The organism is Paraglaciecola sp., from assembly GCF_039964565.1.
In the GTDB taxonomy this organism is placed as follows: Bacteria; Pseudomonadota; Gammaproteobacteria; order Enterobacterales; family Alteromonadaceae; genus Paraglaciecola.
Genome location: NZ_JBDVXF010000018.1, coordinates 19,113 through 34,233 on the forward strand (window position 1 = coordinate 19,113; position 15,121 = coordinate 34,233).

Sequence of the window (15,121 nt, forward strand, 5' to 3'; positions counted from 1 at the left end):
TTTATGGCATCAAGATAAAACTATTGATTTGTTTCTGTCACTAAAGGCAAACTACACAAAAGCACACAAGGAATAAAACGTGGCCTCACTTAAAATTTTGCGTCATTTACTACTCATTTGCCTAGTCACCTCATTCTGTTCTTTTGCCGAGGAATCGATACCGCAACAATTAAAAGATTGGCAATCATGGGTGCTAAAAGATTATCAAAACTTAAGCTGCCCTTTTGTTAATCAAACCGATTATAACATCCTAAACAATCATCTGTGTGCATGGCCAAATGTGGTAGACATTGTAGTGGATCAGCAAGGAGCGGAATTTCGACAATCCTGGGAAGTATTTTCTAAAACTGAGATCCCTTTATTGGGCAATCAAAAATATTGGCCCCATGAAGTGAAGGTGAACGGTAAAAACATTGTTGTACTGGAACAAAAAAATCGCCCCGTCATTACCTTAGAAAAAGGCACTTATTTAGTTACTGGTAAGTTAAGTTGGCAACAAATGCCTGCGAGCATTTCGCTTCCTAGTTCAGTTGCACTAGTGAATATGTCTATCAACGGACAAGCAATTAACTTTCCTAAAATAGAAAATAACCAGTTATGGTTTCAAGAGTCGACTCAAGGCCAAACCGAGCAAGAGTCATTAAACATGCGCGTGGTGAGAAAAATCACTGACGGCCCTTATTTACAACTCAAAACTATTATCTCAATTGATGTATCCGGAAAAATGCGTGAAGTAGCCTTAGGCAAAGTGTTACCAAAAAACTTTGAGCTTGCCGGTATTCAAAGTGACACGCCAGCCTATTTAGATGCCCTTGGAGTGTTGCACTCAAAAGTCAAACCGGGCAGATGGCAAGTTATAGTTAATGCTTACTCACTTCCAACCATTATAGAGTGGCAACGTCCCCCGCAAACTCACAACTGGCCCAAAGATGAAGTTTGGGCGTTCGAAAGCGACGAAAAGTTACGTTTCGGTAAACTCAGTGGTGCGAGCGTGATCGATAGTGGACAAGTAGATATGCCGAAAAGCTGGTATAACTATCCCGCTTACTTGTTAACTGAAAAAGATACGCTGCGCTACGATGTAGTGCACCGCGGCAAACCTCTACATCTCGAAAATCAACTTACCTTAAATCGCACTATGTGGGTCTCTTTTGACAATGCGGTGTACTCATTTAAAGACCAAATTAGCGGAACTATGGTGCAAGACTGGCGATTAAGCATGCCACAGCCATTCAAGCTTGAAGCGGCCCAAGATCAAGACGGCGCGGTACTTATTACCAGTTTAACTGCAGATGAAAGAGGAATAGAAAATCGTTACCCCCAAGTCGATGTGAAGGCTAGCGGTGTTATGAATGCAACATCTACTCTACCAGTATCAGGATGGAAGAATGATTTTGAGCGGGTGTCGATTACATTGAATCTACCGCCAGGCAATAAACTCTTTGCGGTGTTTGGCGCAGATAATGTTTCTGATAGCTGGTGGAGTAGTTGGTCAATTTGGGCAAGTTTTATTGTATTACTGGCATCATTGGCCGCGTTTCGTTTAGCAGGGGTAGTGCCTGGCGTGTTAACCGCACTGATGTTATTGGCGGTTTATCAAGAAAACAATGCTCCAGTCATTGTCATGCTGAATTTACTGGTAGCTATGGCGGTGAAAAAACATCAGCCTTTTGAAAAGCTCAATCGCATTGCCAAAATGTATTGGGGCGCTAGCGCAGCGTTAGTGGCAGCATCAGTCTTGCTTTTCAGCGCCACGCAGTTACGAACGGTAATTCATCCGCAGCTAGAAACGGGTAATCACACTATGTATCATCACAGCGTAGAAAATAGTGTATCGCAAGCTGCAAATATTCAAACCCGCTCTGAAGAATCCGTCCGGAAAATGCGAGTCAGACAACCACAAGTGGAAGCTGACATGGTAATGGTGAGCGGCTCAAAAGTACGCCAAGCCGATTCTTTTATGGAGCGTTATCAGTCTGACTCATTATTGCAAGCAGGTTCGGGCATGCCTGATTGGAGTTGGAACCAGTATTCAATCAGTTGGAACAGTCCTGTAGCCCAAGGGCAATCCTTTGAGCTGATTATTTTATCTCAGCTCAGCTATAAAATATTAAAGGTAATAGGCATTATTCTGATGTTGCTTTGGTTATTGTTTTTGTTAAAAGACGCAATCACACCGGCTATTAATCAATTCAAACATAAATCAAGCGCAGCGCTAGTGGTGATGTTTGTCATGATGCCACTGTTTACACCATCGGCCGAAGCCACTAATTTTCCAAGTCAAGCCATGCTGCAAGAGTTACAAACTCGATTATTAGAAGCGCCAGAGTGCGCCCCTAATTGCGCTTCAATTAATTCTGTTGACGTAGTTGCAAGCAACTCGCAGCTAACACTTAAACTGGTTGTGCACGCAGACAGTTTTACAGCTATTGCTTTACCTCGCTCAGAATTTTGGCAAGGCCAATCATTTGTGGTTAATGATAAAGCAGTCACCGGTGTTGTCCGTCACAACAATTGGCTATATGTACCGGTTTCTAAAGGTATCTCTAGGTTAGACATCACAGGGCGCTTAATACCAGTCGATAATTTTCAATTAAGGTTTAACGAACCACCCAAACGTATAGTGATACAGGACTCCAATAATTGGGAAATTGTGGGTACTCAAGGGAATGTCTTGTCTGGAAATACCTTAGAGTTTTTAGCCAAAATTAACACCGAGCAAACAGACTCTCCCGCTTCTACACGTTTTAAACAACAGCCTTTTGCCAAAGTGACCCGGGTCGTAACCCTAGACAAAATTTGGACAGTCAAAACTAAAGTAGAGCGCATTGCACCAACCTCAGGATCAGTGAATATACACGTCCCGATACTTCCAGGTGAGCGTGTAATTAGCGACCAAATAACAGTGGCAGACAAACAAGTCGCAGTCACCATTGCGGCAGGTGAAAGAACATTTAGTTGGAGCTCGACTTTGGAGCGCAATACGGCCATGCAATTCATAGCCGCCGACAACAAAAACATAATTGAGCGTTGGCAAATTGTGACCAGTCCTTCTTGGCACTTAAATTTGAAGGGTTTGCCAATGATAATGGAACCACAAAACGCACTGGATTATTTTAGCTACTCATTTTATCCCTATGCCGGTGAGTCACTTGAGCTTGCGATATCGCGCCCCGAAGCGGTGCAAGGAGACGCATTAGCAATAGACAGTGTCAACCTCAAAATTGATCAAGGCAGTCGCACCTCAAAGCTTGAGTTAGATTTCAATTATCGCAGCACTCGTGGAGGTGAACATGTCATCGAGTTACCAGAAAACTATCAACTGAAAGAAGTGAAAACCGATGGTAATTTAATCAATTTGCAACCCGAGTCTAGGCAACTCGCTATTCCGATTTCTCCGGGTACTCATCATATACAGATCAGCATGCGCTCCAATGACGAGAGTGCACTAGTGTTTTCCCCGCCGCAAATTAATCTGCATGCTCCTTCTAGCAACATTACGACTCAAGTGAATGTGAGTAACCAACGTTGGATTTTATGGGCAAAGGGCCCTCTCTTAGGCCCTGCGATATTGTATTGGGGCGAATTGTTGGCATTTGTATGTATTGCCTTGTTGTTGGCTCGGGTGAAGTTTTCTCCTCTCAATACAGTGCAATGGTTAATACTGGGTTTAGGGCTAAGTTTAAGTAATTGGGGAGTATTAGTATTAATTGCATTATGGTTTGCTGCGGTTACAGCAAGCCGTTTTAGACCTAAAAATACTGAGTATGTGATGTTCAATTTATCTCAGCTTGTGTTGTATGGGTTTTCCGCGATAGCAATCATGTCGTTGATTTCTGTGGTGCCAATTAGTTTGTTGAGTAACCCTAGCATGGGAATTGAGGGCTATCAGTCTTATGGAAACACCCTGACTTGGTTTGCCGATAGAGCTGAGGGTAACTTACCCAGCGTCACAATTTTGAGCATTTCGGTCTGGTTTTATAAAGCCATTATGCTGGTATGGGTTTTATGGCTGAGCACTTCAATCTTGAGCTGGATCAAATGGGCATGGAAAGTCATAGGTACCCATGGTTATTGGCGTTCATCACCCGTTAAAAAAACCACAACAGCAAAATCTAAAGAAGTGGAAAAACAAAATTGAGTAAAGTGAAGTAGAAGCTGCGCATCAATTTTCAGAGTTGATGCTCTGCCGCTATTCTTATTGGCATAAATCTCAATACTGATAGCGGAAACTAATGATATGATTAATCTATTGGGGACATATAGGTCTACTTTTTAGTAGTTGATTTAGCCAAATTAGCTGTCAGTGATTCAACTAAAAGGATTTAAGTTTGTTGTTTAATTTGTTTCGTATTCGTTGTGATTTTTTCGTTGTTTTTTGTTTTCTATCAATCGTTTGTCAAAGTCAATCTAATGCAGAAAAGTCACAAGGTTTTCAGTTAGAGCCGGCGCCTAATTGGGTTATTCAATACGACCCAGGGGCAATTGATGATGTGCCTACTGATGAAGTCAGTAATGGTTTGCACTACCACATGGTGGATAACCAAATCCGCGTTACAAAAAACGGCGATAGAACCACCTATAGCCGCTATGTTGAAACGATAGTGAACCAAAGTGGTCTGGATAGTTCTTCGCAACTTAACCTGAAGTTTGATCCTTCGTATCAAAAGCTGGCATTGCATTCGCTGTTTATTCTTCGAGATGGGCAACGTTTAGATCGACTACAGAGTACAAAAAAGACCTTACTCAATACTGAATCAGAACTAAAAAGACAGATTTACGACGGCTCTTTGACTCTAAATGTTTTGATTTCAGATCTTCAAGTGGGCGATACCTTGGATTACAGCTATACGCGATACGGTGCCAATCCAGTTTACCGCAATAGTTTTTCATATAGCCGCAATATCAATTGGGGAGTGCCACTTAATATTCAACATTTGAGAATACTGTGGGGCAAATCTAAGCCACTTTTTGTGACCCCAATTAATGGCGAGCCAAATATACAAACCAAGCAAGTCGACGAATTTACTGAATATCAAATTACTCGATTAAAACCACAAAAGCTGGACTCTGAATCCCAAGTACCCCAGTGGTACGATGCATATAGTTCGGTTTATTTCAGCGAAAGTGAAAGCTGGAATGACGTTGTTTCTTGGGCATATCCTTTGTATCAATTCAAGGTCCACGGCAGCGTTAAACAGGTTGCAGACGAGATACGTAGCCTACATCCAGACCAGCCATCGCAAATAGTTGCGGCGTTAAAATATGCTCAAGAGCAAATCCGCTACGTTGGTTTAGAAATGGGAGCAAACTCTCATGTTCCTACTGCTCCAGAAGAAACCCTTAGGCTTAAATACGGCGATTGCAAAGACAAAACCAGTCTGTTGATCGCTATATTAGCGGCGCTTGATATTGAGGCATTCCCAGCTTTAGTTGATACCGAATATACAAAACTACTACAACACAGACCGCCTGCGGCCAACCTCTTTAACCATGTGATTGTTAGTCTACACTACCAAGGCCAACAGATATGGTTAGATCCAACTTTAGTCAATCAAAGCGGTAATTTGGCCAACTTATATCAGCCCGATTATGGTTTTGCGTTAGTCCTAAAACCCAAACAAAATAGTTTAACATCTATGGCATCAGCCACAGCGGGCTCTTATGTTCATATCACTGAAAAATACTTCATTCCTAAAAAACATGAAGACAAAGTGACTCTTTCGGTAGAGACCCAGTATTCTGGAAAAGAACTGCTGGATATACGCGATAGCCTAGAAAAAAAGGGCAAAAAGAAAGTCGCCGATAACTACGAAATTTACTATCAAAAATCATTTCCATCACTGGTCTCTGCAGCTGAGATGACAGTCAAGCTTGATGATAAACAAGGCACACTCTCTCTTAAAGAAACATACGATATCCCAGAATATTGGGAAAGAGGTGACGAACATTACGAAGCGGACTTTTACCCTAACGAAGTGCGTGATGCGGTATTTAAACCCGACCAACTAAAAAGAACCGCACCGCTAGCACTAGAGTTTCCGAACAATATTAACAATCATTTTGAAATTACATTTGAATCAGATGGCTGGAGTTTTGATGACGAAAATTTTGTAGAAGACAATCCGTTTTTTAGCTTTCACAAAATAGTGTCGTTTGAAGCCAATACACTGACGTTGCAATTCAACTATGAGTCCAAAACGGACCACGTTAACGCCGAACAAATAGACGACTACTTAGCCGCAAGAGAGAGGCTAAGAGAAGAAGCCTACTTTGGATTACTTAAATACATAAAAAGTGATACAGCAGAGACCCAAACTGAAGTTGCTGAAGAAGAGCCTTTATCTACTTTGCAGATATTCATTGTTGTTTACCTGCTTGGTATTGTATTTATTTGGGTGAGTTGGGGAGTAGAATCGCGACAACGTCCCGAATTTCCCGATAGCCACTTTTACCCTATTTCAGGGGTGAAATTTTTGATACTCAGCATAGGTACTATGGGCTTATACGAGATTTACTGGTCTTATCGAAATTGGTATGCCATTAAAGCAAAATATCATAAAGATATTATGCCTATCGCCAGAGGCATCTTTGCCCCAATTTGGTTTTATCCGTTATTTTCAGCCCTAAGACAAGATAGCTTGCAGCGATTTGACAAAAACCAAGTGATGTTGCCTTTTTTCGCACTGGTTTTTGCTGCCGCTTATTTAATTATTTCATTTGCCTCAAGTTATTTTGAACACTTATTTGTGATCATATTAGGACTGCTTACCTCATTATTATTCATGCCCATGGTAGTCTACATTAACTCCCTAAATAGCAAGTCTGAAGGTGCCTACAAATACAATTCAAAGTGGAAAATCAGGCAAGTGGTTGCCCTAATTTTGTGCGTGCCCTTAATCGCCTATACCTTGGCAATCGAAACCCCATTTTTACCCGGGGATTCAGTGAGAACCGAATCTCAGATGTTGCAAAGTGATTTAAAATTTTTGTATCGCAAACAGGTTTTACCCGCAGATGAAACCATCCAGTATTTTTACAGCGATGCGTTTCTAAGCATTAGAGACGATGGCAATGGCTTTACGCAAGAACGAGTGTTTTCTTATTGGTTGGATGATCAACAAGGCTTTGAACTCGAAGTGGCAAGTTTTGATCAAATCAAAAATATTGAAGTGGAATATGCTGAAGAACAAGACAGCAATACAATCATTACCATTAAGCGAACAGACAGTTCAGAGTTTATGTTATTTGTTTCCACTGTAGATGATGGAGATAAGTTGTTTTTTAATACTCTAAATAAACTTTGGAAGAGCAAAAAATAACGTGGGCCTCTTAGCGTTAATCTATTGGGCGAGGTTACTCTAAAATCCCGTAAGCCTCGTCAAAGCTGCTGATTGTCGCAAGGCAATCAGCCAATAGTCGCGGTTGTAATTCCACTAAATCTGGTATCGCAACTGTGTGACACCCCGCCGCTAACGAGGCTTCGATACCAGCATTTGAATCTTCAAACACTAATACTCGTTGCGGTGATACTGCTAATTGTTGGCACGCAAGTAGGTAACAATCTGGCGCGGGTTTAGGGTGAGTAATGTCATCAAAAGTCACTAAGGTATCAAGGGCTTGCAAAAGTTCTGTTTGCTGAAAACTTTCAATGGCCGAGTCGTAGCCAGAAGAAGTGACAACACCCAAAGGCACTTTGTTTGCTACAAGATAATCGAAGAAACCGGTAAAGCCTTGTTTAATTGGGAGTCCTAGACGTTTTTTAGCGCTAATGAAACTGCGAGTCTCTCGGATGAAATCATCCATAGGAAAGCTCAAACCAAATTCTTGATGGGCTATTTGATTACATTGCTCGGTGGGCACTCCAACAAATTTCTTAAACATGTCTACGGTAAAATCTACATTAAACCGTTTTGCCGTTGCCAACCAAGCATCACAACAGACTTGTTCACTATCAAAAATAGTACCGTCTTTATCGAATAACACCGCATCAAAATTTGTTAAAGGCATATATCTAATTTTTAAATAGTTAACTTAATTATATGTTACTGCTCTCATTTCAGAGGGGCTACAAAAAACCTAGTTTCTAATGGTTTTTAGAGTTGAGCTTCACAAAAAATGTCAAAAAATACGTTGTAGGCAGTTTCAATTATTAAAAATAATTTTAATTTCTAGTCCAGGATCGCAAGAGGTCACACACAAATCGGTGCCATGAATTTTAGTTATGGCCTTAACTATTGATAGCCCTAATCCAAAACCTTGATTTTGCCGGCTGACATCAACTTGAAATAAACGTTGAAAAATTTTGTCATGTAATGCTTCTGGAATGCCAGGTCCGTTATCTCTAACAACAATTTCGCAACTCGCCTCTTTCCAATTTAATTCCAGCTCAATCAGACCCTGTTCCTGAGTGTATTTAATTGCGTTTTCTACTAAATTAAAAATCGCCCTAAACAACAGGTTGCGTTCGCCCATTATTACTATCTTTTCAGATGACTCATGCTCTGATATTACGAAACTTAATGTCTGTTCTTTTTGTTCAGCAAGTGGCAACGAGAGTTCAACCACATCTTGGCATAATTGTTTCAGATCTATCTGACGTAATGAGGTGGGCTGCACGCCTTTTTCAATTCTGGATAATTCTAACATAGCGTTAAACGTAGCAATGACACCATCGAGTTCATCCAATAGAGTTAGTTTCCAATCTTCCTTTTCGCTATTTACAACTGATGTATCTATATTTTTTTCAATGGAAATGCGCATCCTGGATAAAGGTGTTCGTAAATCGTGGGCAATACCATCAGTTACTTGCGCCACCGAATCTATAAGATTATCGATTTCGTCCAACATTAGATTGATTTGCTGAGACAGCGTGTCAAATTCATCTTGATGTTTACTTAAAGGTAATCGAGTATTTAAATTACCATTTTTGACTTCTGTTATTAGGTGCCCCATCTGGTTGATTCTCAGTAACACCTTGCGGTTGAAGAGATAGCCGGTTATGAGCGTAATTATGAGAGTGAGGCTTAAAGCCCAAATACTGGCAGATAAAAAGTCTCGTTGCCTAACTAAATAATTGTCATCCAATATGCCAACCAATAATGGCCCAAACCGGGTTGGCTGTTGGCCCCCTAAGGCTAAGGTAACTGAAGCTTGGCCAAGGTGGTCAACAACAGCAATGGGAAAATGTGTGAGCTCTGGCAATGTGGGCAACGCTGAAGGGATCGAATCAAGATTACCTATGACGTTATCTGGCGTCTGGAGTACCAGTATAGATGATGCACTTTTGTCAGAACGTCGTTCAACAGTCTTGCTAAATAAGGCTCTATCAATTCCTTCAGTATTGGCGATATCGCTTAAACTTTGCGCCGTCATTAAAACTTGTTTGGTAAGTTGGTCGGTTTGTTCACTTACCGTAAACCTATACACAAGAGTCAGTATGCCAATACAAATGCACAAAACAATGCATGTAAAAGTTAACGTAAAGCGCCAAATTGAAGTACGGAATGATCGTCTAAGTCGTTCTAACCACATAGCCAGCTCCGCGTACCGTGTAGATTAGTTGAGAATGACCTTCTTCTTCGAGTTTTTTACGTAACTTGGCAATATGTACATCTATGACATTGGTTTTAGGATCAAAATGATAATCCCATACCGCTTCGAATAACATGGTTCTAGAGATGACCTGTTCTTTATGCTCCAGTAAATATCGAAGTAGCTGAAACTCCTTTGGTTGCAATTTTATTTCTTTTACGCCCCGTGTCACTTTATGACCCACTAAATCCATGGATAAATCTGCAATGGTTAACAAAGTGTTGGAGCCATTACTGGGGTCAAGCAATTGCTTTTGTCTATCAACTTGAATTGAGGCGCGAACAAGCAATTCTTGAAAAGAAAACGGCTTCGTCAGGTAATCATCGCCGCCAACCTTTAATCCTTTTATACGCTCATCAACATGACTCAGCGCACTCAAAATAATGATCGGCGTGTGGATATTGGCTGCACGCAAAGCAGAAAGAACAGCCAAACCATCCATTTTGGGTAACATTCTATCTAAAATAATGATGTCATAGTGCTCAGTTGTTGCTAAGAACAATCCGTCAGGCCCATTATCAGCGGTATCTACAGTTGCACCACTTTCTTGAAAGCCTTTTTGTATGTACTCTCTGGTAGTGGAATCATCTTCTATTACAAGTAGTTTCATGAAATGCTTATCGTTGGAATACTGGTATGATTTTTCGGGATGCTGCATCAACTAATAATTCTTGTTCACCTTGAGAAGAAAACATTTCTAATTCAAAATACACAACACCTTGTTTGTCTTCTAACTCAACATCATAAAAAATCCCATCGGATGGTAAAGAAATGGTGGTCATTGCTTCCACTAAACTATAATTAAGTTTCTGCAATTTTTTAACTGCTTTTACACTATCGTCTTCATAAAACCAAGAGAATAAGCTTTCTTCTTCGATTTCTACGATACTACCGTCAAGTGCTGAAACAGTGATCTTATGTTTCACGTCAGTTTCGAGATCTATCAACTTAATTTGATGTATTAGTGCATCATCATCGGAATCATCTGTGTCTAGTTCATAATCGTAAACAATACCCTTATATTGCTGCAGAACTAAACTGATGCTCTTCGTAGCGTTGATACCAGACCGATCCATGATGGCTTTCGCGATTGCAAGTTCCTGTTCATCCATTCCTGCAAAACAACTGCTACTGGCGACAAGTAGCAGCATGACTATAATTTTGTATTTTCGGGCATAATTGATCATTTTCACTTCCTCATTTTAGATTTGTTAGCATTATATGACTAGCAATATAAAATAATGATGTGTAAAACATTAACTATTATTAATCTCCCTCAACAATGTCTAATAATTGGGCGTATACGCCACTCGCAGCGGCAATTACCACGTCACCATCGATTAAGTAATTTTCGTTTCTCAAGGTGTTGAAAGCTTTGCCACCTGCTTCTTCAATTAGCAAAATTCCCGCTGCACAATCCCAAATATTCATATGGGGTTCAAAGTAGCCCAGTAATCTACCGGCAGCGACATAAGCCAAACTCAATGCTCCGCTACCACTGCGATGGAACATGCCTTGCTGTTGCATTAAACGCTGCAAAGGATTTAAGGTAGCATCATGTGTCACGCGATTTGAGTAACCAATACTAATCAGCCCTTCGGCAACACTACTGGCTTGTGAAGTTTGCATTTTTGAGCCATTTAACGTTGCTCCTTGACCTTTTGCTGCCGCAAACATTTCATCAGTACAAGGGTCATAAATCACGCCAATAATTATTTCATCATTTTGAATAAATGAAATTGAAATACACCAACTGCGGATACCGTTAATAAAGGGTTGAGTACCGTCAATTGGATCTACCACCCATACCCCACAACCCTCTTTTGCTTGATATGTATCAGAACTCTCTTCGCCGAAAAAATCATCTTCTGGAAATTGTTTTTCAATTGCAGCTCTAATTAAATTCTCGGTGTTGACATCAGCTTCGGACGCCATGTCTTGCACCCCTTTACTAACGATTGTGAGGCTACTGAGGTCACTAAAGTAGCCTAGTGCTAAAGCACCAGCCGCTCGCGCTGTATCGCATGCAAATGTCAGTCTTGAGTTTATTTTGTCCATGAATCTACCTATTTAAAAGTTACAATACAAAAATCGGTCTATCGCAACGGCGATTGAGGATGAAGTTTTTATTAGTTGCAGGAGTTTTAATATGAGCTTCTACTTCTTGAATCTCAGGAAAATTATTTAATACCTCAATGGAGACATGTTGTAATTTATTGTTCGCGCCGCATTCAAATTTGTACTCAGATTGCCAATAGTCTTCTCCATTCACAATCTTGGGTGAAATCACCTCACAGCTCGACTCAGCAGTGATTTTGATGATGTTAGAATTTTCACCTAACGCAGTCTCAGCGGCGTCAGACATAGGGACACTTAGTTTTGCCGTTAGCTCACCGTTTTCTGAATAAACAACATTCACTCGTGTGACCTTGTCAACATGCTGTTGATGGATATCTGCATGATTGTCACAAAAAGCATTGCTATTATCGTCACCACAGGCCATAAGTTGCCCTAACAATAAATAAGTAATAATCAATTGTCGTTTTTTCATAGGTTAATCATCCCCCTTAGTCTGCTGCTCTTACTTTCCATAATGCGGAAGCCAAAATAATCGACAATACTGACGCGCCCACCCAAAAGATAATAGGCTTATCATAGTTATAGAAAAACACTTGAAAATCTTGCTGCTGGCTAGGAAAGGTAAATACAATTTGACTGCTGTAAATGAGTTTTCCACTAATATAGTCTTGTAAACCTGCGCCAAGATAGCTAAATACACCAATGAAACCCATTGCTGCTCCCGCGACTTTTTTGGGTGCAATATCAATGGCAAACAATCCCCCTAGTGAAGCGAGAATACCGCTGAGGCCAAAACCGTAGACAACCAGCGCAATACCCAAAATGAGAGTATTCTGAGGACCATAAAAGATCACTATTAAGGGGCCTAATTCTAATAAACCAAAAATCAAATTTGCCGGTGGACGACGAGCATTAAACATTTTATCTGAAACCAGTCCATATACTAAGCAGCCCAAAATTCCAGCGACCGTATTGAAGAAGATAAATAAATTAGCATCAAATAAATCGAATCCGCGTATTTCTTGTAAATATACATTTCCCCAACTATTAATGGCGTAGCGGGTGACATACATACTCGAACTGGCAATGGCTAAAATCCATATTGATGGGATTGTCAGCACCCTCAATTGCGTTTTCCAAACAGACTCTTTCGCCACATCTGGGTTAATTTCGCCGTGCTCTGACTTCCAATCAGCCACTGTGGGCAATCCCATAGTGGCGGGCCTATCAGGTAAATATCGCCATACTAAATAGGCCGCAAAAATACATATGACTGCTGGGGTCCAAAGTCCCCATTGCCAATCCAACCCCAATCCTTTGGGTGCTGCAGCAATTAACCAAGCGATGCCTAAATAGGTCAGTCCTTCACCAATAGAGTGAGCTGTGCTCCATATTCCGTAGTAGCGACCTCTTTCACTATTGGTATACCAATGAGCTAAGGAAACCACACTAGACGGTGCCCCAAATCCTTGGAACCAACCATTGAGTCCCCAAAGCAGCGCAGATACCCAGGCTAGATCAGAAAAGCTCATTCCTAGGTTTGCCATAGCCGACAAAAACAGTCCAGCAGCAAAGAAACGCCCTACGTGGGCATGATCTGCTAGAAAACCATTGGTGAATTTCCCTAGGGCATAGCCATACAATAAGGTGGAACCAATAATGCCTAACTCTTCGGGAGTAAACACACCTGCGTCCATTAGAGGCTTTTTGACAACGTTAAATGCCAGGCGGCACACGTAGCCTAAACCGTAGCAAAAAGTAACGATGACAATCACATTACGACGGTGATAACTAAATTGTTGATCGATATAAGCTGGATTATTACTTTTTGGTTGGTCAGGTAATGACGCGAAATAACCAATGGCACTTCTACATGTTTGACTCACTCCCAAACGAGAGAAAAATCGTTGCATCATACTAATCATAAAACGGCCTAATAAAGAGTAAGTAATTGCAGTTTAAAGGTTACCTGACACTTGATTTTTTTATCACTTGTTTTGACAGGTAACGTTTTAACTAACGATTTGTTATGGGGCTAATTGCCTGTCCGGCGCGGATACTGGTAGGTATATTCCAGATTAACCTTACCACTACCGTCATTGGGTGTGGTTAACATGCGAATAGTTGCCATGTCTCCACTCAATTGAATATGCGAAAAGCCCCAGGTCATACCTTGAACAAAAATAGCCTTATTTTGTGGGTAAGTTGCATCTTGATATGCCTTAAAAGCTTTATGCACCGGACGTTGTTTGGCAGCAGCGCCAGATAATACTTGCAGCAGAGGCTTATTTTTTCCTTTACCAATTTCAGCCTCACAACTATCTTCATGCAATTCTAAAGAATGCTCGTGACCTGCAAAGTAAATATCAGCATATTGACACATAGCAGGCATTATCATTCTGCGGATCACTTTAGCCTGTTCAAATTTACTGCCGCCGCTTGACCAAATAGGGTGATGACCAATTACAAATTTCCATTTCGCGGTGGAGTTTTTGAGTTTTTCTTCAAGCCAAGAAGCCATATTTCTTTCATCCGAATTTTGAGGAACTTTCCATGGATCAGGCTTATCAACTTCTAAGTCGGTGGCTTCGCTGCCATCTGGGTTTAACTCAGCGTCTAATACCGTTTCGCCCGCCAACATAACATCGGTATCGATAACAAAAATTTCTATATCCCCCATAGCCGCTGGTGGCTTAACGGTATAAAAAATGCCATCCATATAGAATGGTTTATTGGTTTGCATAAACTCCACTTGTGCCATCGCACCTTCACGTGAAGTATCCCAATCATGATTACCTAATGCAGTATAAATACGATAGTCAGGGTTACCTTGACCTAACCCACCAAGTGGTTTAGTAAAAATATCATCGAAGCGCGTAGTATCATCTTTACCATCCGCGCCGACAGTAGCCCCGTCGGGATAAATATTGTCTCCCAACATGACTGAAAATTCGCATTCTTCTTTTAAACAAAATGATTTCATTGCATCAGCAACAGGATACAATCCACTGGCGTCCACCATGCTGCCGACGGCTTCAACAAACTCACTAGGAGGCGGCACAAAATCTTCTGGTTTATGCCCTTTTTTAATCCATTCGGCATATTCAAAATCAATAAAATCTTGTCTCGTCGGTTTTAAAGGTGTGAATTGTTTTTCTTTGAGGTAATCAGTGTGATATCCGCTGTCTCCAAATGCGATAAAACCTAGTTCTAATGGGCTTTCTGCTTTATTTGCAGACGCTATCGACGTTTTAGCAGGGGGGGCGACTTCTTCAACTTCGTTGCTACAACCCATGATTAAAACTGATAGAAAGAGCATGTGAGGCAATCTTGACATTAGATTTTTTCCATCAATACTTAGTTTGTTCATTGTTTATTTACTCCACATGACAAGCCGATCAAGCTGAGTATCGATAGTAATCTTATGATGCTATCAATACTCAATATT

Annotated in this window: 10 protein-coding genes; 2 read left to right on the forward strand and 8 right to left on the reverse strand. The window is 40.9% G+C overall.

What is annotated here, in order from left to right; all coding sequences use genetic code 11:
• Positions 1-79 precede the first annotated feature (79 nt).
• Together ABJK37_RS08085 and ABJK37_RS08090 are read left to right on the forward strand one after the other, a co-directional pair.
• Positions 80-4,141, forward strand: coding sequence for a hypothetical protein (locus tag ABJK37_RS08085; RefSeq protein ID WP_348351890.1), 4,062 nt, complete (start codon positions 80-82; stop codon positions 4,139-4,141).
• 190 nt (positions 4,142-4,331) lie between these two features.
• Positions 4,332-7,322, forward strand: coding sequence for a DUF3857 domain-containing transglutaminase family protein (locus tag ABJK37_RS08090; RefSeq protein WP_348351892.1), 2,991 nt, complete (start codon positions 4,332-4,334; stop codon positions 7,320-7,322).
• A gap of 34 nt (positions 7,323-7,356) precedes the next feature.
• Here ABJK37_RS08090 and ABJK37_RS08095 read toward each other — a convergent pair whose 3' ends face one another.
• The 8 genes from ABJK37_RS08095 to ABJK37_RS08130 form a co-directional block, all read right to left on the reverse strand.
• On the reverse strand, positions 7,357-8,010 hold the full coding sequence (locus tag ABJK37_RS08095; RefSeq protein WP_348351894.1) for an HAD family phosphatase: 654 nt from the start codon (positions 8,008-8,010) through the stop codon (positions 7,357-7,359).
• A 135-nt stretch (positions 8,011-8,145) separates the two neighbouring features.
• A complete protein-coding gene (locus tag ABJK37_RS08100) occupies positions 8,146-9,534 on the reverse strand; it encodes a HAMP domain-containing sensor histidine kinase (protein WP_348351896.1) in 1,389 nt (462 codons plus the stop codon).
• The gene (locus tag ABJK37_RS08105; protein ID WP_348351898.1) at positions 9,515-10,204 is read right to left on the reverse strand and encodes a response regulator transcription factor; all 690 of its coding nucleotides are present in this window, start codon (positions 10,202-10,204) and stop codon (positions 9,515-9,517) included. The genes ABJK37_RS08100 and ABJK37_RS08105 overlap by 20 nt, the downstream gene beginning before the upstream one ends.
• Positions 10,205-10,211: 7 nt before the next feature.
• Positions 10,212-10,781: a hypothetical protein gene (locus tag ABJK37_RS08110; protein WP_348351900.1), complete on the reverse strand. Its 570-nt coding sequence runs from the start codon at positions 10,779-10,781 to the stop codon at positions 10,212-10,214.
• 79 nt (positions 10,782-10,860) lie between these two features.
• A complete protein-coding gene (locus tag ABJK37_RS08115; RefSeq protein WP_348351902.1) occupies positions 10,861-11,652 on the reverse strand; it encodes an inositol monophosphatase in 792 nt (263 codons plus the stop codon).
• 19 nt (positions 11,653-11,671) lie between these two features.
• Positions 11,672-12,145 (reverse strand): hypothetical protein, encoded by a 474-nt coding sequence (locus tag ABJK37_RS08120; RefSeq protein ID WP_348351904.1) that lies wholly within the window; start codon positions 12,143-12,145, stop codon positions 11,672-11,674.
• Between the two features lie 16 nt (positions 12,146-12,161).
• Positions 12,162-13,598 (reverse strand): MFS transporter, encoded by a 1,437-nt coding sequence (locus tag ABJK37_RS08125; RefSeq protein ID WP_348351906.1) that lies wholly within the window; start codon positions 13,596-13,598, stop codon positions 12,162-12,164.
• Between the two features lie 110 nt (positions 13,599-13,708).
• Positions 13,709-15,010, reverse strand: coding sequence for a metallophosphoesterase (locus ABJK37_RS08130; RefSeq protein ID WP_348351908.1), 1,302 nt, complete (start codon positions 15,008-15,010; stop codon positions 13,709-13,711).
• Positions 15,011-15,121: the final 111 nt, after the last annotated feature.